Source organism: Streptomyces sp. ISL-94 (assembly GCF_018614075.1).
Classification (GTDB): domain Bacteria; phylum Actinomycetota; class Actinomycetes; order Streptomycetales; family Streptomycetaceae; genus Streptomyces.
Genome location: NZ_JAGGOZ010000004.1, coordinates 15,821 through 36,697, shown reverse-complemented (window position 1 = coordinate 36,697; position 20,877 = coordinate 15,821). Strand labels below are relative to the sequence as shown.

Genomic DNA, 20,877 nt, shown 5'->3' with positions numbered 1-20,877 from the left:
CCGTACGTGGACCAGCGCTTTCGCGGACCCCCTACGGAGTGCCCGCGACAGCGGCGGCCAGCTTGTCGAGGCGCTTCTCGGCAGCCGGGCCGTCGGCGCTGTTCGCGGTCAGGAAGGCAAAGGCGAGGAGCCTCCCGGACGGGTCCACCACCGTCCCCGCCAGCGAATTGACCCCGGTCAGGGTGCCGGTCTTGGCCCGGAGCAGGCCGGCGGCCGGAGAGGTGCCGGCGTTGCGGGTGCGCAGGGTCCCGCTGAATCCGGCGACGGGCAGTCCGGTCAGGACCGGCCGGAGCTCGGGGTGCTGGGGATCGGCGGCCCTGGCGAGGAGCCCGGTCAGCAGGCCCGCGCTGACCTTGTCGGCGCGGTTGAGTCCGCTGCCGTCGGCGAACCGCGAACCGGCGGTGTCGACACCGAGAGCGGCGAGCTTGGCCCCCACCGCCTTCTCGGCGCCCTCGAAACTGGCGGGCTGCCCGGAGGCGAGGGCGGTCTGCCGGGCGAGGGCCTCGGCGATGTCGTTGTCGCTGTTGGTCAGCATCCGCTCGACGAGCCCGGCCAGCGGCGTGGAGAGCGTACTGGCCAGCGGCCGTGCACCGGCGGGGGCCTTCGCCCGTACGGGTTCGCCGCTGACCTTGACCCCGCGCTCCGCCAACAGGGCGGCGAAGGCCCGGGCGGCGGCCTGGGAGGGGTCCTCGGTCCGTTCGACGGGCCCGGAGGTGGAGTCGTCCGGGCGCCCCTCGTCGGCGGCCAGGGCGGTCACGAGGGCGATGTTGGGGTTGTCGCCGATCGGATGGCGGGCGGGGCCGCTGTAGAGGCTGTCGTCGTACCCCAGCGTCACGCTGCCGGTCCCGGCGGCCTTCAGTACCTGCGCAGTGTCGGCGGCGAGCGCGACGAGGCTGCCGCCGGACCCGGCCGGACTCTTCTTCTTGGCGGTCAGGGAAGGATCACCGCCCCCGACGAGGACGATCTGCCCGGGGCCGGCGCCCGACGTGACGGTGGTCTTGATCCGGTGCTCCGGCCCCAGCGCGGCCAGTGCCGCCGCAGCGGTGGCGATCTTGACAGTGGAGGCGGGGGTCATCGCCTCCCCCGCCCCGGACTCGTACAGCACCTCGCCGGTGGCGGTGTCGACGACGGAGGCGGTGCGCACCGTGCCGAGCGCGGGATCGGCGAGCAGGGGCGTCAGCACGGCGGCGAGCCCCTCGGAGGCGACCGCGGCCTGCCCGCGCGGGACGCCCGGCCCGACGGCCCCGAGCACTCCGGGAGCGCTGGGCGCGGCCTGCGGCAGCGCCTCCGCGCCGTGATCTGCGCCACCCGTACGGCCCCAGGAGGCGGCCCTGTCCCGCTCGGCCTTACGCTGGCCGGAGTCCCATGGACCGGAGGCGGCCACCACTGCCACCGACAGGGCCAGGCCGGAGACGGCCGACCCGGCGATGAGCTGCCACGTCTTGACCAATGGCACCTCGGACCAGCCCCTTTCGCGATCACACATATGCGTGAGGGACACTTAATCACTGCGTCTTGCCGCGAGCATGGCACCCCACCCGGCTGGGGGTACCTCCCAGCGGTAGCTGGGGGCGGCTGGGCCGGACGCGCTATCACTCGAAGCATATGGAGGAGCAGGACGTGGAGTTCGACGTCACCATCGAGATCCCCAAGGGTTCGCGGAACAAGTACGAGGTGGACCACGAGACCGGCCGGATCCGCCTGGACCGTCGCCTCTTCACCTCGACCAGCTACCCGGCCGACTACGGCTTCGTCGAGAACACCCTCGGCGAGGACGGCGACCCGCTGGACGCGCTGGTCATCCTTGACGAGCCGACCTTCCCGGGCTGCCTCATCAAGTGCCGCGCCATCGGCATGTTCCGCATGACGGACGAGGCGGGCGGCGACGACAAGCTGCTGTGCGTGCCGGCCTCCGACCCGCGTGTCGAGCACCTGCGCGACATCCACCACGTGTCCGAGTTCGACCGCCTGGAGATCCAGCACTTCTTCGAGGTCTACAAGGACCTGGAGCCGGGCAAGTCCGTCGAGGGCGCTGACTGGGTCGGCCGCGCCGAGGCCGAGGCCGAGATCGAGGCCTCGTACAAGCGCCTCGAGGCCCAGGGCGGCCACCACTGACGCTGCCCCGGCAGCACGGGGCGCGGGGCATGGCCCCCGCCCCACAGAGTTACGCGGGCGGCACCCCCGGGGGGTGCCGCCCGCGCCCGTATCCCCAGCCGGTGCGCCGCCGCCGGGGCTCCGCCCCAGACCCCGCGCCTCAAACGCCGGCGAGGCTGACGGGAGCCCCCCGCGCCCCCGCCGAAACGGTTCCGCATACTGATACCGGGCTGCCAGGACTGGAGGACGTGTGGCGGAGGCCGAAGGATCCGGGTCCGAGGACCGGAAGCCGAAGTCCGACGAGGCGCACAGCGCCTTCTCGGTGCCGCCGGGGATGGAGGCGGAGGTTCCGGACGAGGACCAGCCGACCTCCGAGTTCGCCCGTCCGGCCGGTGCCGAGCTGCCCGCCGCCGAGCCCGAAGGTTCCGCTTTCGCCGCCCCGGCCACCTACAGCGCCCAGCACTCCCCGCCCGCCTACACCCCCGGCCAGGGGTTCCCCGTGGCCGCCATGAAGGAGTCCCCCTGGCAGGACCGGATGCGCACGATGCTGCGCATGCCGGTCGACGTGCGTCCCGTACCGGACCTCGTGCAGAGGCCGACCGAGGCCGGGCCCGCCGTGGGCCGCGTACTCGACCTGACCCTGCGCATCGGCGAGCTGCTGCTCGCGGGCGGCGAGGGCGCCGAGGACGTGGAGGCCGCGATGTTCGCCGTGGCCCGCTCGTACGGGTTGGACCGCTGCGAGCCCACCGTCACCTTCACCATGCTGTCGATCACCCACCAGCCGTCCCTCGTGGACGACCCCGTCTCGGCGAACCGGACCGTGCGCCGCCGCGGCACCGACTACAACCGCCTGGCGGCCGTGTACCGGCTCGTGGACGACATCAGCGCCCACGAGATCGACGTGTCCCTGGAGGAGGCCTACCGGCGGCTGGCGGAGATCCGCCGCAACCGCCACCCGTACCCCGGCTGGGTGCTCACGGCCGCCGCCGGGCTCCTCGCCGGGGCGGCCTCCACCCTGGTCGGCGGCGGGGTGCTCGTCTTCATCGCCGCGGCCCTCGGGGCGGTGCTGGGCGACCGGCTGGCGTGGCTGTGCGCCGGGCGCGGGCTGCCGGAGTTCTACCAGTTCGTGGTCGCCGCGATGCCGCCGGCCGCGTTCGGGGTGGCGCTCAAGCTGGCGGAGATCGAGGACATCAGGGCCTCCGCCGTGATCACCGGCGGACTGTTCGCGCTGCTGCCCGGGCGGGCGCTGGTGGCTGCCGTCCAGGACGGCCTGACCGGCTTCTACATCACCGCCTCCGCCCGGCTGCTGGAGGTCATGTACCTCTTCATCGGCATCATCATGGGCGTGCTGATCGTGCTCTACCTCGGGCTCCAGCTCGGCGCCTCGCCCAAACCGGAGGAGGTCCTCCAGATCACCCAGCGGCCGCCGATCCAGATCGCGGCCTCGATGGTGCTGGTGTTCACATTCGCGATCCTGCTCCAGCAGGAGCGGTCCACCGTGTGGATCGTGACGCTGAACGGCGGGGTCGCCTGGGTGACCTTCGGGGCCCTGCACTACGCGGGAGGCATCCCGCCCGTGCCGTCCACGGCCGTCGCCGCCGGGCTGGTGGGCCTTTTCGGCCAGCTCTTCTCCCGCTACCGCTTCGCCTCCGCCCTGCCGTACACGACCGCGGCCATCGGCCCGCTGCTGCCCGGCTCGGCGACGTACTACGGGCTGCTGCTGATCGCCGAGAACCGGCTGAACGAGGGGCTCGGGTCGCTCACGAACGCCGCGGCCATCGCCCTGGCCATCGCGATCGGGGTCAACCTCGGGTCGGAGACCTCGCGGCTGTTCATGCGGATTCCGGGGGCGGCGAGTGCGGCCAAGCGGCGTGCGGCCAAGCGGACGCGCGGCTTCTAGGAGCCGCCGTACGTACGCGTACGCCCCCGCAGGCTCTGCTTGAGCCTGCGGGGGCGTACGGGGCGGCTGATGCGGGCTGGCTCGCGCGGCTGCCGACGGGGCCGGATCGCGGCCGATGCCGCCCTCTACCGCTTTGCGTGGCGGCCGCGCTGGCCCGGGGTCTGGGGGCCGTCGGCCTCGAAGGGGGCCCCGGCGGAGAGGGCCTTCTTCTCCTTGCGGGCCTTCAGAACCTCGAAGATCACCGGGACGAGCGAGATGAGGACGATCAGGACGAGGATCGCCTCGACGTTGGCCTTGATGAACTCGATCTGGCCGAGCCAGTAGCCCGCGATCGTGATCCCCGCGCCCCAGCCGATGCCGCCGATGACGTTGTACGTGAGGAAGGTGCGGTACTTCATCGAGCCGGCGCCCGCGACCATCGGCGCGAAGGTACGGATGATCGGTACGAAACGGGCGAGCACGATGGCCTTCGGGCCGTGCTTGTCCATGAACTCGTGCGCCTTGTCCAGGTTCTCCCGCTTGAAGATCTTGGACTTGGGCCGGTTGAAGAGCTTGGGCCCGAAGAACTTGCCGATCATGTAGCCGACCTGGTCCCCGATGATCGCGGCGGCCGCGATCAGAGTGCAGACCAGCCACAGCGGCTGCTTGATGTACTCGCCGTTCGCGACCAGCAGGCCCCCCGTGAACAGCAGGGAGTCACCCGGCAGGAACGCGAAGAGTCCCGACTCCGCAAAGACGATGACCAGGATGCCGGCCAATCCGAAATGTGAGATCAGGTAGTCCGGGGACAGCCACTGGGGCGCGAGCGCAAGCGTGTACACGGTTTCCGGACTCTCCTGGATGAGGGGGCGTGCTGCGGGGGCGGGCGGTCTCAATTATCAACGCACACGACCCCCACCCGGTTCCAGAGCCCGGAGGGAGCCGCGTGCGTGAGGATTCGCCTACGCCTTGCGCACCGCGTTGGCCAGGATCGCGTCCCGCAGGTGCTCGGCGAGACCGGGCTTCACGGAGTCGTAGAACTCCTTGAACCGCTCGTCCGACACGTACATCTCACCGAGGCCCGTGTGGATCTCGTACGTGCAGTCGTAGTACCACTCGACGATGTGCCGGCGGTGCTCCTCGGCCATGTCCATGGCCGCCTCGCCGTCCGCGGGCTCACCCGCCTCCATCAGCGCCGCGTACCGGGCGCCCCAGTCGGCAACCTCGGCCTGGACCCGCTTCCAGTCCTCCTTGGTGTAGGTGGCGACCCGGCGCTGCGACTCGGCGTAGGCCTCGGTGTCGCCCCACCGCCGCTCGGCCTCCTCCGCGTACTGCTCGGGGTCCTTGTCCCCGAAGACCTCGAACCGCTCCTCGGGCGTGAGGTTGATGCCCATCTTCTTCGCCTCCATGGCGTGCTCAACGGCCTTGGCCATCTGCTGGAGCCGGGCGATCCGGTCAGTCAGCAGGGCATGCTGCCGGCGCAGATGCGCCCGCGGATCCGTCTCCGGGTCGTCCAGCAGGACCGCGACCTCGTCGAGCGGGAAGCCGAGCTCCCGGTAGAACAGGATCCGCTGCAGCCGGTCCAGGTCGGCGTCGTCGTACCGCCGGTGTCCTGCGTGGCTGCGGCCGCTCGGGGAGAGCAGGCCGATCTCGTCGTAGTGGTGCAGGGTGCGCACCGTGACTCCGGCGAAACCGGCGACCTGGCCCACGGAGTAGCCCATTGCCTTCCGCTCCTCTGGTTGGGTACGCCCTTCACTGTGGGCCCTCACGCCACGTGAGGTGCAAGCCCCCGCTCCACCTCGCGTCCCGCGGCCGGGCTACACACCCATCGCGCGGGTTCCGTCGATGGTTTCGCGGACGATGTCCGAGTGGCCGGCGTGCCGGGCGAACTCCTCCACCAGGTGCAGGAGCATCCAGCGCATGGAGACCTTGGTGTTCTCGGGGAACCAGGGCGCCGGCGGGAGCGGGAAGGTGTCGTCCAGGCTGGGGACGGCGGCGATGAAGGCCTCCAGCTCCTGCCGGACCTCGTCCCAGAAGGCCAGGATGTCCGGGATGGATTCACCCTCGACGAGGCGGAAGCTGTCGTTCCAGGTCTCCTGCGTACGCTTCCGCTCGTTCGGCCGCTGCTGGGCCATCCGCAGCCAGCCGAGCTCGACCTCGGCGACGTGCTTGAGCACCCCGGACAGGCTGAGCTCGCTGGCGCAGGGGCGGCTCGCGGCCTGCTCCTCGCTCATGCCGAGCAGCGTTTCGCGGATCGCCGTGCGCTGGGCCTCGACGAAGGAGAGGAGCGTGCCGCGCTCGTCGCCGGGAACCTCGGTGGAGATCTGAGCCATGACGAACCGCCTTCTGTGTCAGGTGTCTTGTGCTGGGTGCCGCGCGACGCGTGACGCGCTCGTCCGCGCCTCGTTCTTTCTTTCCGACACCCCAGACACTACGAACCATTGAGGTCAGGTTCTGTCCTCAATCCCCCCTCACTGAGCCGGGATTTCCGCGTCCGGACGCAGTGCGGGCAGCGCGGTGGCCGGCTGCGGCAGCAGGGCCTTGGAGAGGTCCTGCTTCCCTGTCGGGTCGAGCCCGTACATCGCCTCGTAGATCTTGCGGACCGCCGGCCCGGACGCCCCGGAGCCGGTACCGCCCTGGGAGATCGTCATGACGATGGCGTAGTCCTCGGTGTACGAGGCGAACCACGAGGTGGTCTGCTTGCCCTGGACCTCGGCGGTGCCCGTCTTGGCGTGCATCGGGATCTGCTTCTGCGGCCAGCCGCCGAAGCGCCAGGCGGCGCTGCCGGTGGTGGCGACGGAGGCGAGGGCCTCGTCTATGTCGTCGCGGGTCTTCGCGTCCATCGGCAGCTTGCCCTGCACCTTCGGCGCGATCTCCCGGACCGCGGCGCCGTCGGCGCTGACGGCCGCCTTGCCGACACTGGGCTGGTGCAGCGTGCCGCCGTTGGCGATGGCCGCGTAGACGGAGGCCATCTGGATCGGCGTGACGAGCGTGTCGCCCTGCCCGATCGAGTAGTTGATGGCGTCACCCTCGCGCATCTGGTTGCCCTGGCGGCAGTTCTCGTAGGCGATCTTCTCGGCGAAGGTGCCGTTCTTCTTGCCGTCCCGGCACCAGGCGGCCTTGTTCGCCTCGAAGAAGTCCTGCTTCCACTTGCGGTCGGGGACCCGGCCGCTCACCTCGTTGGGCAGGTCGATGCCGGTGGGCTTGCCCAGTCCGAACGCGTGGGCCGTCTTGAAGAACCAGTCGTTCGGCGTCTTCTTCGGGTTGATGCCGCCGTCCTTCTTCCACTCCTGGTCCGCGATGGAGTAGTAGACCGTGTCGCAGGAGACCTCCAGGGCGCGGCCGATGGTGATGTCGCCGTAACCCTGGGACTCGAAGTTGGTGAAGGTCTGGCTGCCGACGGAGTACGAGCTGGGGCAGGGGTAGCGGCCGTTGAACGGGTATCCGGCGTTCACCGCGGCCGTCGAGGAGACGACCTTGAAGATGGAGCCCGGCGCCGCCTGGGCCTGGATCGCCCGGTTCAGCAGCGGGTAGTTCGACTTCTTGTCGGTGAGCCCGGCGTAGTCCTTGGCCGAGATGCCGCCGACCCAGGCGTTGGGGTCGTAGGTCGGGTTCGAGGCCATCGCCACGACGCGGCCGGTCTTGGCCTCCATGACCACCACGGCGCCCGAGTCCGCCTCGTAGTTCCTGCGGGTGTTCTTGTCGTACGTCTTGCGGGCCTCGACCATCGCGTTGTTCAGCTCGCGCTCGGCGACCGCCTGCACGCGGGAGTCGATCGAGGTCACGATGTTCGAGCCGGGCTGCGCCTTGTCGGTCTGGCCCTGGCCCGTGACGCGGCCGAGGTTGTCCACCTCGTACCGGGTGATGCCGGCCTTGCCGCGCAGCTCCTTGTCGTACGTGCGCTCCAGGCCGGAGCGGCCGACCTGGTCGGAGCGCAGGTAGGGCGAGTCGGAGTTCTTCGCCTTGGCGATCTCCTCGTCGGTGACCGGCGAGAGGTAGCCGAGCACCTGGGAGGTGTTGGCCTCGTCCGGTGCGGCGTAGCGGCGCATGGCGGTGGGCTCGGCGGTGATGCCGGGGAAGTCCTCGGCGTGCTCGTGGATCTGGAGCGCCTGCTCGGTGGTCGCCTCGTCGCTGACCGGGATGGGCTGGTAGGGCGAGCCGTTCCAGCAGGGCTTGGGGGTCTTGGCGTCGCAGAGCCGGACCTTGTCGATCACCTCTTGGGGGTCCGCGCCGAGGACCCCGGCGAGGCGGGTGAGGACGGCCTTGCCCTTGTCCTTCATCGTGAGGAGCTCGGTGCGGTTGGCCGAGACCACGAGGTGGGTGGCGTTGTCGGCGAGCGGGACCCCGCGCGAGTCCAGGATGGAGCCGCGCACGGCGGGCTGGACCACCTGCTGGACGTGGTTGTTCTTGGCCTCGTCCGTGTACCCCTGGCCATTGCGTATCTGGAGGTACCAGAGCCGCCCGCCCAGAGTGAGCAGCAGCGAGAAGACCACGATCTGGATGACGACGAGCCGGTTCTGGACCCGAGGGGTCCGGCCGGTCTCCGGTATGTTGCTCAACTCGATCTCCCCCGGACGTATGCCGTACGCCCGGATGAGTCTAGAACGGGAAGCGGCTCCGCCCGTGCTGCACCGAGATCCATTTCTGCGTGGTGAAGGCCTCGACGGTGGCCTCGCCGTTGAGGCGGCCCAGGCCGGAGGCCTTTTCGCCGCCGAAGGCGGCCAGCGGCTCGTCCCCGATCGTGGAGTCGTTGACGTGGATCATCCCCGTCTCGATCCGCTGCGCGAAGCGGACTCCGCGTTCCACGTCCCGGGTGTGCACAGCGCCGCTCAGCCCGTACGGGGTCGCGTTGGTCAGCCGTACGGCCTCGTCCTCGCCGTCGAAGACCACCAGCAGCGCCACCGGGCCGAAGATCTCCTGGCCCAGCAGCGGGGAGTCCTCGGGGAGCCCGGCCAGCACGGTCGGCTCGACCAGGTTGCCGCGCGTGGATCCCCGTACGAGTGCCGTCGCGCCGGATTCCACGGCCTTGTCGACGAGTGCGGTCAGGGCGTCGGCCTGGAAGGAGTTGATCAGCGGGCCGATCTGCGTGTCGGCGTCGTGCGGGTCGCCCGTCTTCAGGGCCCGCACGCGGGCGGTGAACTTCTCGGTGAACTCCTCCGCGACCGCCGCGTCGACGAGGATCCGGTTGGCGGCCATGCAGACCTGGCCCTGGTAGACGAACCTGCTGAAGACGGCGGCGTCCACCGCGTAGTCGAGGTCCGCGTCGTCGAGGACGACCAGCGCGCTGTTGCCGCTGAGCTCCAGGACCGTCCGCTTGAAGTGGCGGGCGGCGACCGCCCCGACGTGCCGGCCGACCCGGTCCGATCCCGCGAAGGAGATCACCTTGGGGACGGGGTGCGTCAGCAGCGCGTCGCCTATCTCGGCTATGTCGGTGACCAGGACGTTCAGCAGGCCCGCCGGGAGCCCCGCGTCCTCGAAGATCTTGGCGATGACCCCGCCGCCGATCACCGGGGCGTTCTGGTTCGGCTTGATCACCACCGCGTTGCCCAGCGCGAGCGCCGGGGCGGCCGACTTCAGGGTGACGAGGAAGGGGAAGTTGAAGGGGCTGATCACGGTCACGACGCCGACGGGCAGGCGCTGGACCCGGTTCTCCTTGCCCTCGACCGGCGAGGCCAGGATCCGGCCCTCGGGGCGCACGGCCAGCTGGAGCGACTCGCGGATGAACTCCTTGGCGAGGTAGACCTCGTACTCGGCCTTGGGGCGGGTCCCGCCGAGCTCGTCGATCATCGCCTCGATGATCTCCTTCTCGCGCTCCTCGGTGATCCGCAGGGCGCGCTCCAGGACCGCTCGTCTGACGTACGGGCTGGTGGCAGCCCATTCCTTCTGCGCACGCTCGGCGCCGCGGTAGGCCTGGTCCACCTGCTCGACGGTGGCCACGGTGATGGCGGCGAGCTTCTCACCGTTGTACGGGTTGACGTCGATGATGTCCCACGAACCGGTGCCGGCCAGCCATTCGCCGTCGATGTACTGGTGAGCGAGGTCGCTGAATATGGACATGCCATCCCTTACTGCGAGCGCGCACCCGTGCGCTGCACCGGAGACCGATCGGTCGTCATGCACTGATCAGACGTCATAGTACGTGCGGATCAAGACAGTTGGAGCAGGCCACGGAGAAGATCCCTGGTCCGGTCGGGGTCGGGGCAGTCGGCCTGAAGTCGCCGCATCGCCCGCTCGTACTGCCCCACTTCCTCGCCCTTGTCCAGGTAGAGGGCACTGGTGAGCTGTTCCAGATAGACGATGTCCTGGAGGTCGGACTCGGGGAAGCGCAGCAGGGTGAAGGCTCCGCTCTCGCCCGCGTGGCCGCCGAAGGAGAACGGCATCACCTGGAGCTGGACGTTGGGCCGCTGGGAGACCTCGATGAGGTGCTCCAGCTGGCCGCGCATGACGTCCCGGTCGCCGTACGGGCGGCGCAGCGCGGCCTCGTCGAGGACGGCGTGGAAGACCGGGGGGTTCTCGGAGACGAGGACCTTCTGGCGCTCCAGACGCAGCGCGACGCGGCGGTCGATCTCGGCGGAGGTGGCGCCGGGCATGCCGCGGCTGACGACGGCGTGGGCGTAGGCCTCGGTCTGCAACAGGCCGTGCACGAACTGGACTTCGTAGATGCGGATGAGCGAGGCGGCGCCCTCCAGGCCGATGTAGGTCTGGAACCATCCGGGCAGCACGTCGCCGTAACTGTGCCACCAGCCGGTCGCGTTGGCCTCGCGGACCAGGCCCAGCAGGGACTCGCGCTCCGCGCTGTCCGTGACTCCGTAGAGCGTGAGGAGGTCCTCGACGTCTCTGGCCTTGAAGCTCACCCTTCCCAACTCCAAGCGGCTGATCTTCGATTCGGATGCGCGGATCGAGTAGCCGGCCGCCTCACGGGTGATGCCGCGGGATTCTCGGAGTCGCCTGAGCTGGGAGCCCAGGAGGATGCGGCGCACCACAGAACCGCTTGCTTCTGCGGTCACTAGTACTGCCCTCCCCATCGCATTGGCGTGCGCGTGGTGTGCGCGTGCGTGCGGGGCCCCCGTACCCCAGGGGCCGCAGTCTGCCACCAAAACGCATCTGCCCGTACTCGTTCTGTAACGGAATTCGGCGTCCCGGAAAAGAAGTCCGTAAGGATGCGTAGGAAGAAATGAGCAAGAACCATCACGGGAGCGGACAGGTCCGGCGCGTGCACGTGCATCTGCCCTTGCATCCGGCTCCACCATTCGGAACGATGGTCCCCGCGCACCTGCGTGCTGTTCGCGCCGGCGCACGGACCCACCCCGCAGTTCTTTCTGGACGGAGATGACCGCTCCGTCCGCGAATCCCGGGAGTGCCTCGCATGGGGACGAATGGATCGACCATGCTCGAGCCGTTACGGCAGGGGCTGCCCCCGGTCGACCCCACGGCTGTCTCCGGGTCCGCTTCCTGCGCTCTGCCCGCCCGCTTCGAGGCGGTGCGCGGCGCCCGTACGTTCACCCGTTCCACGCTGTCGCAGTGGGGTCTCGACGACCGCTTCGACGACGTGTCGCTGGTCGTCTCCGAGCTCGTCACCAATGCGCTCCGCCATGCCCTGCCGGAGGACTCGCGGCGCGCGGCCGCCGAGGCGGAGCCGCCGGTACGGCTGCACCTGATGCGGTGGAGCACCCGGCTGGTGTGCGCGGTGCGCGACCCCAGCGAGGACCGGCCGGGCGGTGCCTTCTCACCGGAGCGTACGGACGAGAACGTCGACCTGGAGTCGGGGCGGGGGCTGTTCCTGGTGGACTCGTACAGCGACAGCTGGGGCTGGCACCCGCTCGCCGGGCGACTGACCGGCAAGGTGGTCTGGGCGCTGTTCCTGCTCCAGGACTGAACAGGGCCCGCCTGGACGGCTTTCAGCCGTGCGGGTGGGATCCGTACGACAATCGGCCGGGATTGATCGTTGCGATCATTCCCGGCCGCTGCACGTGCATGGCTTGATGAGTGCGCCGTTCCCTCAGCCGATCAGGTGATCGAACTCGCCGTCCTTCACGCCCAGGAGCAGGGCCTCTATCTCGGCCGGCGTGTACACGAGCGCCGGTCCGTCCGGAAAGCGCGAGTTGCGCATGGCGACGTCGCCGCCGGGCAGTTTCGCGAACTCCACACAGGATCCCTGTGAGTTGCTGTGCCTGCTCTTCTGCCAGGTCACTCCGTCGAGTTCTGCAGCTGCCATCCCGTTGTACGCGTGGTCCACAGGAAGCCCCCGATAGTGCAGATGTCAACTGCACCGGATCATAGCTGTGTTCATTGGCCCATGCATGGGCAGATGCACGTGCACGCGGGGTGTTCCCGCGATCACACACAGGCCCTGACGAAGGCCGGCCGGGCTTCGGTTGCGGATCACCCTCACGGGCGAAGGGCGTCCGACACTTCGTCCAGCGAGCCCAGGAGCTGCTCGGCGGCCCCGCGCAATACCCCCGCCGCGGGGGCGTCCCAGTCCGCCAGCACGGCCCGGACCCCGTCCCAGCACGGGACCCGGCGCTCCCGCACCGCCTTCGCGCCCGCCTCGGTGGCGGTGCGCAGCGCCTCGGCAAGGGCGGCCGCGCCCGGGACCGGGTCGTGGGCGCGGTCCGGGAGGTGGGCCTCCAGCAGCATGGCGCCCCGGCCCAGCGCGGCAAGGGCGTCCCCCGCGTCGTCGGCGGCCGTGTGGGAGAGCCCGCGGTGGCGCACCGGCTCGCCGGCGGCCCGGGCGACCGCCTCCTGCCAGGCCACGCGGGCGTCGCGGGCGGCGAGCAGGGCCTCGCGGACATCGGCGCGCCGGGCCCCGGCCGGGTCGGCGTACTGGCTGACGACGGCGGCCGCGTACCGCCCGTCGGCGGCGATCCAGTCGGCGAGGCGGGTCCGCAGCCGCGGGGTCTCCCAGGCCGGGTAGAGGGCGTAGGCGACCATCGCCAGCAGCCCGCCGACCAGGGTGAGGGCGACGCGGTCGGGCACGGTCTGGTCCCAGCGGACCCCGCCCATGCCGAGCAGGAAGACGACGTACGCGGAGACGAAGACCTGCGCGACGGCGTACCCGGTGCGCATCAGCACGTACATCAGGCCCGCACTGACGACGGCGAGGAAGCCGGACAGGTACATGCCGGGCTGCGCCAGCTGCACGATGCCGGTGGCGACGGCGACACCGACGAGGGTGCCGCCGAAGCGGGCCACGGCGCGCGAGTAGGTCTGGGAGAAGTCGGGCCGCATGACCATCACGGATGCCATCGGGGCCCAGTAGGCGTGCCCGAACGGCAGCGCGTGGCCGATCAGGTAGCCCACGCAGGCCACGGCCGTCACGCGCAGGGCGTGGCGCAGGATCGGGGACCCGGGGTGCAGTTCGGCCCGTACCGCCTTCAGGACGATCGGCGCCAGGCCGGGCATCGTGGGCCGCAGCATCGACTCCCCCGGATCGGCCGTGCGCCCGGATCGTGGTTCGGCCGTCTCCAGTACGTCGTCCAGCAGGGCGGCGAGCCGGCGCGCGGCCCGCAGGGGTGCGCCGGTGAGGAGGTCCGCCGTGTCGGGGGACTTGAGGACCGCCAGGGCCGGCGCGGGAAGGCGTACCGGATCGCCGTGCCGGATCGCATGCGCGGCGGCGTCCAGGACCGAGGCGGCCGCGGCGAGCAGTTCGCGCACACGGTCCCGCCCCGGGCCCTCGGCGGGGGCTCCGACCGCCGGATCGGCGAGCGAGGCCAGCACCGGCCGGATCCGCTCCGCGAGCCCCCGCGCCCCGTGCAGCTCGGCGGGGCGCCGCCGGGCCTGCCGGGGCGTGACCGTGGCGGCCGCCCGCGCGCGCATCAGGGGCTCCGGGTCGAAGGAGGCGACCGGATCCTGGCGCAGCCGGCGGGCGTAGTCGCCCTCGGCGGCGAGCGCGTCGGCGAGGGCGTCGCGCTGGGCGCCCCAGCGGCGGACGGGGAAGAGCGCGATGAGCAGCGCCTGGACCACCCCGCCGGCGGCGATCATCGCGGCGTGCCCGGCGGCCTGCGGCACGGAGCTGGGCAGGGTGACGGTGACCAGCATGATCGCGACGTTGCCGGAGGCGATGATCCCGGCGGTGGGGCCGGCCGCCCACAGGAGGCTCGCCAGGAAGGTCCAGAGGGCGAGCAGCGCGAGGAAGAGCGTGGTGTGCGAGGACCCGACGAGGTAGCCGACGAAGGTGGAGACGGCGAGCGTCAGGCCGGAGGCGAGGGCGAGGCCGGGGCGCGGGCGCCAGCTCTTCTGGAAGGTGGCGATGGCGGCCATGAAGGCACCGAAGGCCGAGCTGGCCGCGGAGCCGGGGCCGAGGAAGGCGAGTCCGGCGCCGATGACGATGGCGAGCCCTGCCGCCGCCCGCAGGGCGACGAGGGGTTCGAGCCGGGTCCGCTCGACCGCCATGCCCGAGCGGGCGGTGCCCTTCAGCGCCCGAAACCAGCCCATGCCGCCGAGCGTAACCGTTTCACCCCGATCCGCCCGCTTCGACCCCCGACGCCACCTCTCCCGCGGCCGTTCCCGCTGTGCGGAGCCCCACGGCATTCGGGTGCGGCGCCGCTGCCGGGGGCCGGCCCCCGGACCCCCGCGCCTCAAACGCCGGCGGGGCTGGAATTGCCCTGCGGGCAACCCAGCCCGCAACGAGCAGCAGGGCAGCAGGGCAGCAGGGCAGCAGGGCAGCAGGGCAGCAGCACCACTGCGCACACGTCCAGGCTTCCGCCGGCAACTCCCAGCCTCGCCGGCGATTGAGGCGCGGGGTCTGGGGCGGAGCCTCAGCAGCGGCGCCGCACCCGAGCCGGGATCCAGGCCTACGCCGGCAACTTCCAGCCTCGCCGGCGATTGAGGCGCGGGGCGCGGGGCAGCGCCCCAGCAGCGGCGCCGTACCCGTACCCGTACCCGGATCCGGGGTCCGGGGTCCGGGGGCCGGGGCGGGGCCCCGCATGTCAGCCCCGCCGGCGATTGAGGCGCGGGGCGCGGGGCAGGGCCCCCGTTACCGGGGGAGCGGCTTGCTGCGGCGGCCTACATGCGCGGCGTCGGCGGCAGCCGTGCCGTGCTCCCAGCCCGCGAGGTCGGTCGCCCCGCGCAGCCGGGTCGTCGTGGTCTGCGGGAACATCTCCTCCGCCCGGGAGGTGACCGCCACCTCCCGGGCCACCAGGGCCGGCAGGTTGTCCGGAGCTTCGCTCGCCGCGTGCTCGGCGGTCTCGGCGAGCCGCTGCCCGAGCCGGCTGGCGTAGGCAAGCAGGAAGGACTGCCTGAAGGCCTTCGTCCGCTTGCGCCCCCCGGACCGCTGGGCCGCCTCGGCGCGCGTCATGGCGGCCGTCCCCTGCACGAGCAGCGACGTATAGAGGAGCTCCACGGCCTCCAGGTCGCTCTCGAACCCCACGACCGTGGAGAACTCGAAGCCGCTGTTCCACACCGCCCGGCAGCGGTTGGCCGTGGCCACCGCGTCGAGCAGTACCGCCTTGGCCTCCTCGTACGGCGGCTCGACGCCGATCCGGCACGCCGCCGGGACCTGGGCCGGCCCCTTGCCGCTCGCCGCGAGCAGGGCCTCGTCCACGGTGTGCCGGGCCATCAGCTCCTGCGCCTTGGCGCTGAGCGCCTCCGCCTCCTCCGGGAAGGTGGTCGCCTCGGCCTTGGCGAGCAGGGCCCGGATGCGGCCGAGCATCCGCGGCTCGATGTGCGCGTGCTCCAGTGCATCGGCGGCCGGATCCCCGGGAACCGGACCCACCGGTTCGATGGAGGGCAGCCGGAGCAGCAGCCGGAACACCTCCAGGACGGCGGTGGCGAGCGTGAACCGGTCCGCCCTCTCCCGCCCCGCGAGCTGCTCGGCATAGGTGTCGTCGCCCGTCCACCACACCTCGGTGTCGGTCCACCGCTCGGGAAGCCGGGCGTAGCGGCGCGCCTCGGCGGCGATCAGGTCGCCGGTGATCCGCAGGTGCCGCTCCTCCAGGTCCCGCCGCACCAGCCGGAGCACGTCGGCCGGCCGCCAGCCCCGCTCCCAGGCCTGCCGGACGTACGCCTCCCCGCGCACCAGCAGCTCCCGCCCGACCCCGGCCCACCGCTCCGGCTCCGCGACGAGCACCGAGGCGCCGGTGTCCAGCCCGGTGTCGTCCTGGGCGTACAGCGCTGCGGCGAAGGCTCGGTCGACGGTCTCGGCAAGGTCTCTCACCCCCTCAGCTTGGCATGTCCCCTCACCACCGAATACCGGCACCCAGCGCCGCCACAGACGGCCCACGGCCCGGCGCCGCCGGACTGTCAGACCCTGGTGGGACACTCGCAAGCGTGAGCGAAACCGCGGGCCGGTGGGCCATGGCCGAGGACGGCGACCGGGACGGACAGTGGCACGCCGCGCCCCTGGACCCCCGCACCGGCCCCCGCATCACCGTGCGCGACCCCGCCGACGCCCTCCGCGCCGCGCCCGCCGGCACCCGCTGGGTCTGGCCGTCCACCGCCGCGGTGTACCCCGGCCTGCTCGCCGCGGGCGCCCGCGTCGAGCGGTGCCACGACATCGAGGCCGCCGAGCTCCTCCTGCTCGGCCACGAGGGCCGCTTCGGGGAGCCCCGCTCCGCGGCGGCCGCCTGGGCCCGGCTCACCAACGCACCGGTCCCGCCCGACCCCCCGCAGCGCGCCGCCGAGCGCGGCGCACAGGACTCCCTGTTCGACCCCCGCCCGGCCCCCCTCCCCCTCGACGCCCTGCTCGCCGTCCACGCCGACCAGGCGAGGCGCATCGACGCCACCGCCCACCCCGACCGGATGCGGCTGCTCATCGCCGCCGAGTCCGCCGCCTTCCTCGTGGCCGCCGAGATGAACCGCGCGGGCCTGCCCTGGCGGGCCGACGTACACCGAGCCCTCCTCACCGAGCTGCTCGGCGAGCGCTACGCCGGCGGCGGCGAGCCCCGCCGTCTCGCCGAACTGGCCGACCGGGTCTCCGCCGCCTTCGGCAGACGCGTACGCCCCGACCTGCCCGCCGACGTCATCAAGGCCTTCGCCGAGGCCGGGATCAAGCTCAAGTCCACCCGCCGCTGGGCGATCCAGGAGCTGGACCACCCCGCCGTCGAGCCGCTGATCGAGTACAAGAAGCTGTACCGGATCTACACCGCCCACGGCTGGAGCTGGCTCGCGGACTGGGTCCACGACGGCCGCTTCCGCCCGGAGTTCATCCCCGGCGGCACCCTCACCGGCCGCTGGGTCACCAACGGGGGCGGGGCCCTCCAGATCCCCAAGGTCATCCGCCGGGCCGTCGTCGCCGACCCCGGCTGGCGGCTCGTCGTCGCCGACGCCGACCAGATGGAGCCCCGCGTGCTCGCGGCGATCTCCCGCGACCCGGCCTTCATGGAGGTGGCCGGCCGCCCCGAGGACCTCTACACCGCCGTCTCCCGCCACGGCTTCTCCGGCGACCGCGACAAGGCCAAACTCGCCGTCCTCGGCGCCGTCTACGGACAGACCTCCGGGGACGGCCTCAAGAACCTCGCCGCGCTGCGCCGCCGCTTCCCCCGGGCCGTGGCCTACGTGGACGACGCGGCCCGGGCCGGCGAGGAGGGCCGGCTCGTACGGACCTGGCTGGGCCGCACCTGCCCGCCCCCGGCCGGATCCGGCTCCGCCGACAAGGACCCAGACGCGGGCGAGGCCGGGATCCCGCAGGACCGGGAGGACGGCTGGACCCCGGGCTACGCCTCGACCAACACCCGGGCCCGCGGCCGCTTCACCCGCAACTTCGTCGTCCAGGGCAGCGCCGCCGACTGGACCCTGCTGCTGCTCGCGGCCCTGCGGCAGGCGACCGCCCCGATGCGGGCCGAGCTGGTGTTCTTCCAGCACGACGAGGTGATCGTGCACTGCCCCGCCGAGGAAGCCGAGGCCGTCGCCGAGGCGATCCGCGCCGCCGCCGAGCGGGCCGGCCGGATCGCCTTCGGCGACAGCCCGGTCCGGTTCCCCTTCACGACGGCGGTCGTGCAGTGCTACGCCGACGCGAAATGACGGCCGCCAGGGGACCCTTACCGGCGCGGGGCGAGCGCGATCCCCTTCAGCGTCCCGACGCGACAGACCCGCCGGAATCTTTCACGAATACGGTCAACCGATGAACACGCAAGTGCCACCCTTGAGCCATGCCGGGTATGCGGGGGGCGAACCCCGCGCCTTTGGGGCGCCTTGTACTGGACCGGTACGAGTTACTTGAGCACTTCCCGGGAGGCATGGCAGAAGTCTGGAAGGCCCGCGACCTGCGGCTGGACCGCACCGTCGTCGCCAAGTTCCTCCGCGTCGCGGACCGCGGCACCCATGCGGCCCGCCGCTTCCTGCGCGAGGCCAGGAACCTCGCGGCCATCGACGATCCGCACGTCGTCCGCATCCACGATGTGGACGAGACCGAGATAGCCGGATCCTGGCACCTCTACCTGATCACCCAGTTCATCGAGGGCCGCACCCTGCGCGCCGCCGTCCCCAAGGGGCACCGGCTGCCCGCGGCCCACGCCCTGGCCTGGGCCGCCCAGCTCTGCGACGCACTGGTCCCCGTACACGCCCGCAACCTCGTCCACCGCGACGTCAAACCGGGCAACGTCATGGTCCGGGAGCCCGCCGACCGGCTGATCCTGCTCGACTTCGGCATCGCCCGCTCCTACACCGCCGTCGGCGAGCTCGGATACGCCGCCGGCGTGACCGCCACCGGCCAACTCCTCGGCACACCCGAGTACATGGCCCCCGAGCGGTTCCTCCTGGAGCCCGTCACCCCCGCCACCGACCTCTACTCCGTCGGCTGTGTCCTGTTCGAGATGCTCACCGGCCGCCAGCCCTACGTATCCCACGGCGACTACGGCGCCCTGGCCAAGCAGCACTGCCACGCCGTGGTGCCCTCCGTACGCGAGCTGCGCCCGGAGGTGCAGCCCGCCGTGGACGTCCTGGTGACCCGGCTGCTCGCCAAGAACCCCGGCCACCGCCCGGCCGACGCACGGGAGATGGCCGCGCTGTTCCGCGCCCTGAGCGCGGCGGCCACCCCGCCGCCCACCCCGCCGCCCACCGTGGTCGCCACCCCGCACGCCCCGCCGCCCCCTCCCCCGCCGCCCGGGCCCCCGGCCGACCCGGCGGCCGAGGTCGAAGCCCGGTGCAACGCCGTGCTGGAGAAGGAGTCCGACCCCGCCGAGCGGGTCAGACGGCTCGGCGAGGTCCTCGACTACGCGTCCGGCGTGCTTCCCTCCGACCACCGCAGCGGCTGGCTCGTCGTCCTGCACCTCGCCCAGGCCCTCGCCCGGGCCGGGCAGCCCTCCAAGGCGGCCGACCGGCGGGGTGGCCGGCGTACGGGTCCCGCTGCCGCGGAACCGGTCCGGGACGCGGCGGTACCTCTTCGCCACGCCCGACTTCCCGCTGACCGCGCCGCTGCTGCTGGAGGAGGCCGGGGCCGGCGGGCGCCATCCGGAGCTGCTGGTCGCCGAGTTGCCCTGGGACCACCGGGTGCCGGAGCGGGAACGGCTCCGGGAGGCGCTGCGGAACGCGGGCGGGGGTGCGGGGGCGGGAGCGGGGCCGCCGGGCGCGGCCTTCGCCGAGCCGGTGAGGGGGACCGGAGAGCCCTTCGCCGCCGGTCCGGTACGCCAGGACGGACTCCCGGCCGGCCGGCCCGACCCGCCCCCTCCGCCGTCGCTCTCCGGCGTCTCCGGCGTCTCCGGCCTCTCCTGTCCCGCTGCCCGACCCGCGCGCGTCGGCGCCCGTACCCGAGCCGCCGCCCGGTCCCGGGACCTCGCCGATCTCCCCGGACGCCGCGGCCCGTCCCGCCGAACGGCCCCCCGGGCGGATCCGCCGGCTCACCATGCGGGTGGGGATCGGCCGGACCAGCGCGGCCCGCGCGGGACTGTTCGCCCGTACCGGGGGACTGTTGTCGCCCGCCCTCGCCGACAGCCACGTCCTGCTCGTGGGGGTCGGCTCGGTCGGCAGCTACCTGGCCGAGGTCCTCGTCCGCTCGGGCGTCGGCAGGATCACGCTGGTCGACCCCGACCGTGTGGAGCCGGCCAACCTGGGGCGTTCGATGTTCGACACCCGCGACATCGGCCGGAACAAGGCCAAGGCCACCGCCCGCCGCCTGAAGCGGGTGAACCGGCGGCTGAAGGTCACCGTCGTCAAGCGCGAGGTCGCCGCGCTGGACAACCACACCTGGCACCAGCGGATCTCCGACGCCCAGTTGGTGATCGCCGCGACCGACGACAACCACGCCCAGCAGCGCCTCAACCACCTCGCGTACTTCGTCGGCCGCCCGGCCCTCTTCGTCGGGCTGTACGAGGGCGCGGCGGGCGGCGAGGTCGTGTTCACCACCCCCGGCTCCCCCTGCTGGGCCTGCGCCACCGGCGGGGTCCGCGAATCCCTGGGCGAGCTGGGCCACCAGCCGCGTACGGACTACGGAACGGGCCGGACGTACGCCGTACCGGGCCTGTTGACCGACATCCACCACCTGACCGCTGCCGCCGCGAAGATCGCGCTGGCCCTGATGCACCCGACGGGCAGCCACGAGCGGATCCTCCTCCTGACGCACTGGACCCTCCCGTTCCAGAAGGCGGCGGAGCTGTCGGTGCACTGGCGGTCCCCGCACGAACTGGCCGTACGGGAGAGGGCCTGGCCCGAATTCCAAGAGGTCCGCGACATCGTGCTGTTCCAGGGCCCCGGCCGGGCCTACCCGTGGCTGTACCCGGCCTGCGCCGTCCTGCTGCTACTCATCGTGCGGGCGGCCAGGACTCCGGTCGCGCTCCAGGCCCTGCTGGGCTCGGCCGTCGCGCTGTACGGATTCGCGGCACTGGTCGCGAGTGGCCCGGTGCTGCTCGGCCTGTGGCCGCTGACCGCCGCACTGCTCCTGCTGAGCGCCGGCTTCCTCTACTGGATCCGGCTGAGGGAGTAACGCCGGGCCGCTGTACGGGACGTGGTCAGCCGAGGTCGTGGAAGTAGAT

General features: G+C 72.2%; 14 protein-coding genes and 2 pseudogenes. 6 read left to right on the top strand and 10 right to left on the bottom strand.

From position 1 onward, the window contains the following. Window positions 1–31 precede the first annotated feature (31 nt). Window positions 32–1,456: a D-alanyl-D-alanine carboxypeptidase/D-alanyl-D-alanine-endopeptidase gene (gene dacB, locus J7E94_RS01085; RefSeq protein ID WP_308344341.1), complete on the bottom strand. Its 1,425-nt coding sequence runs from the start codon at window positions 1,454–1,456 to the stop codon at window positions 32–34. Between the two features lie 164 nt (window positions 1,457–1,620). Between dacB and J7E94_RS01080 the strand changes: the two genes are divergently transcribed. Further along, window positions 1,621–2,115 carry an inorganic diphosphatase gene (locus J7E94_RS01080; RefSeq protein ID WP_215011464.1) on the top strand — a complete coding sequence of 165 codons (495 nt, stop codon included), beginning with the start codon at window positions 1,621–1,623 and terminating at the stop codon, window positions 2,113–2,115. 229 nt (window positions 2,116–2,344) lie between these two features. Then, a complete protein-coding gene (locus J7E94_RS01075; RefSeq protein ID WP_308344339.1) occupies window positions 2,345–3,994 on the top strand; it encodes a threonine/serine exporter family protein in 1,650 nt (549 codons plus the stop codon). Window positions 3,995–4,199: 205 nt separating this feature from the next. On the opposite strand, the pseudogene J7E94_RS01070 reads toward J7E94_RS01075, so the two are convergent. The 6 genes and pseudogenes from J7E94_RS01070 to J7E94_RS01045 form a co-directional block, all read right to left on the bottom strand. Next, window positions 4,200–4,815, bottom strand: a pseudogene (locus J7E94_RS01070) (VTT domain-containing protein); the annotation flags it as partial. 120 nt (window positions 4,816–4,935) lie between these two features. Next, entirely contained in the window at window positions 4,936–5,694 is a 759-nt protein-coding gene (locus J7E94_RS01065; protein WP_215011414.1) for a MerR family transcriptional regulator, read from the bottom strand. A gap of 96 nt (window positions 5,695–5,790) precedes the next feature. Further along, window positions 5,791–6,306 carry a DinB family protein gene (locus J7E94_RS01060; protein WP_215011412.1) on the bottom strand — a complete coding sequence of 172 codons (516 nt, stop codon included), beginning with the start codon at window positions 6,304–6,306 and terminating at the stop codon, window positions 5,791–5,793. A gap of 138 nt (window positions 6,307–6,444) precedes the next feature. Continuing rightward, the gene (gene mrdA / locus J7E94_RS01055; RefSeq protein WP_215011410.1) at window positions 6,445–8,532 is read right to left on the bottom strand and encodes a penicillin-binding protein 2; all 2,088 of its coding nucleotides are present in this window, start codon (window positions 8,530–8,532) and stop codon (window positions 6,445–6,447) included. Window positions 8,533–8,572: 40 nt separating this feature from the next. Further along, a complete protein-coding gene (locus tag J7E94_RS01050) occupies window positions 8,573–10,030 on the bottom strand; it encodes an aldehyde dehydrogenase family protein (RefSeq protein WP_215011408.1) in 1,458 nt (485 codons plus the stop codon). A gap of 89 nt (window positions 10,031–10,119) precedes the next feature. Further along, a complete protein-coding gene (locus tag J7E94_RS01045; RefSeq protein ID WP_215011406.1) occupies window positions 10,120–10,998 on the bottom strand; it encodes a helix-turn-helix transcriptional regulator in 879 nt (292 codons plus the stop codon). A 341-nt stretch (window positions 10,999–11,339) separates the two neighbouring features. On the opposite strand from J7E94_RS01045, the gene J7E94_RS01040 reads away from it, so the two are divergent. Then, window positions 11,340–11,849, top strand: coding sequence for an ATP-binding protein (locus J7E94_RS01040; protein ID WP_215011404.1), 510 nt, complete (start codon window positions 11,340–11,342; stop codon window positions 11,847–11,849). Window positions 11,850–11,972: 123 nt separating this feature from the next. Here J7E94_RS01040 and J7E94_RS01035 read toward each other — a convergent pair whose 3' ends face one another. From J7E94_RS01035 to J7E94_RS01025, 3 genes are all read right to left on the bottom strand, one after another. After that, on the bottom strand, window positions 11,973–12,209 hold the full coding sequence (locus tag J7E94_RS01035) for a DUF397 domain-containing protein (protein ID WP_215011402.1): 237 nt from the start codon (window positions 12,207–12,209) through the stop codon (window positions 11,973–11,975). 152 nt (window positions 12,210–12,361) lie between these two features. Beyond that, window positions 12,362–14,407 carry an FUSC family protein gene (locus J7E94_RS01030; RefSeq protein WP_215011400.1) on the bottom strand — a complete coding sequence of 682 codons (2,046 nt, stop codon included), beginning with the start codon at window positions 14,405–14,407 and terminating at the stop codon, window positions 12,362–12,364. A 541-nt stretch (window positions 14,408–14,948) separates the two neighbouring features. Continuing rightward, window positions 14,949–16,127, bottom strand: a complete 1,179-nt coding sequence (locus J7E94_RS01025; RefSeq protein ID WP_215011398.1) for a DUF2786 domain-containing protein — start codon at window positions 16,125–16,127, stop codon at window positions 14,949–14,951. Window positions 16,128–16,267: 140 nt separating this feature from the next. Here J7E94_RS01025 and J7E94_RS01020 point away from each other — a divergent pair, with 140 nt between their 5' ends. The 3 genes and pseudogenes from J7E94_RS01020 (at window position 16,268) to J7E94_RS01010 (ending at window position 20,828) form a co-directional block, all read left to right on the top strand. Continuing rightward, complete coding sequence (locus J7E94_RS01020) at window positions 16,268–17,932, top strand: bifunctional 3'-5' exonuclease/DNA polymerase (protein ID WP_215011460.1); 1,665 nt, start codon at window positions 16,268–16,270, stop codon at window positions 17,930–17,932. A gap of 128 nt (window positions 17,933–18,060) precedes the next feature. Beyond that, window positions 18,061–18,834, top strand: a pseudogene (locus J7E94_RS35855) (serine/threonine-protein kinase); the annotation flags it as partial. Window positions 18,835–19,751: 917 nt separating this feature from the next. After that, window positions 19,752–20,828: a ThiF family adenylyltransferase gene (locus J7E94_RS01010; RefSeq protein WP_251055947.1), complete on the top strand. Its 1,077-nt coding sequence runs from the start codon at window positions 19,752–19,754 to the stop codon at window positions 20,826–20,828. Window positions 20,829–20,877 lie beyond the last annotated feature (49 nt).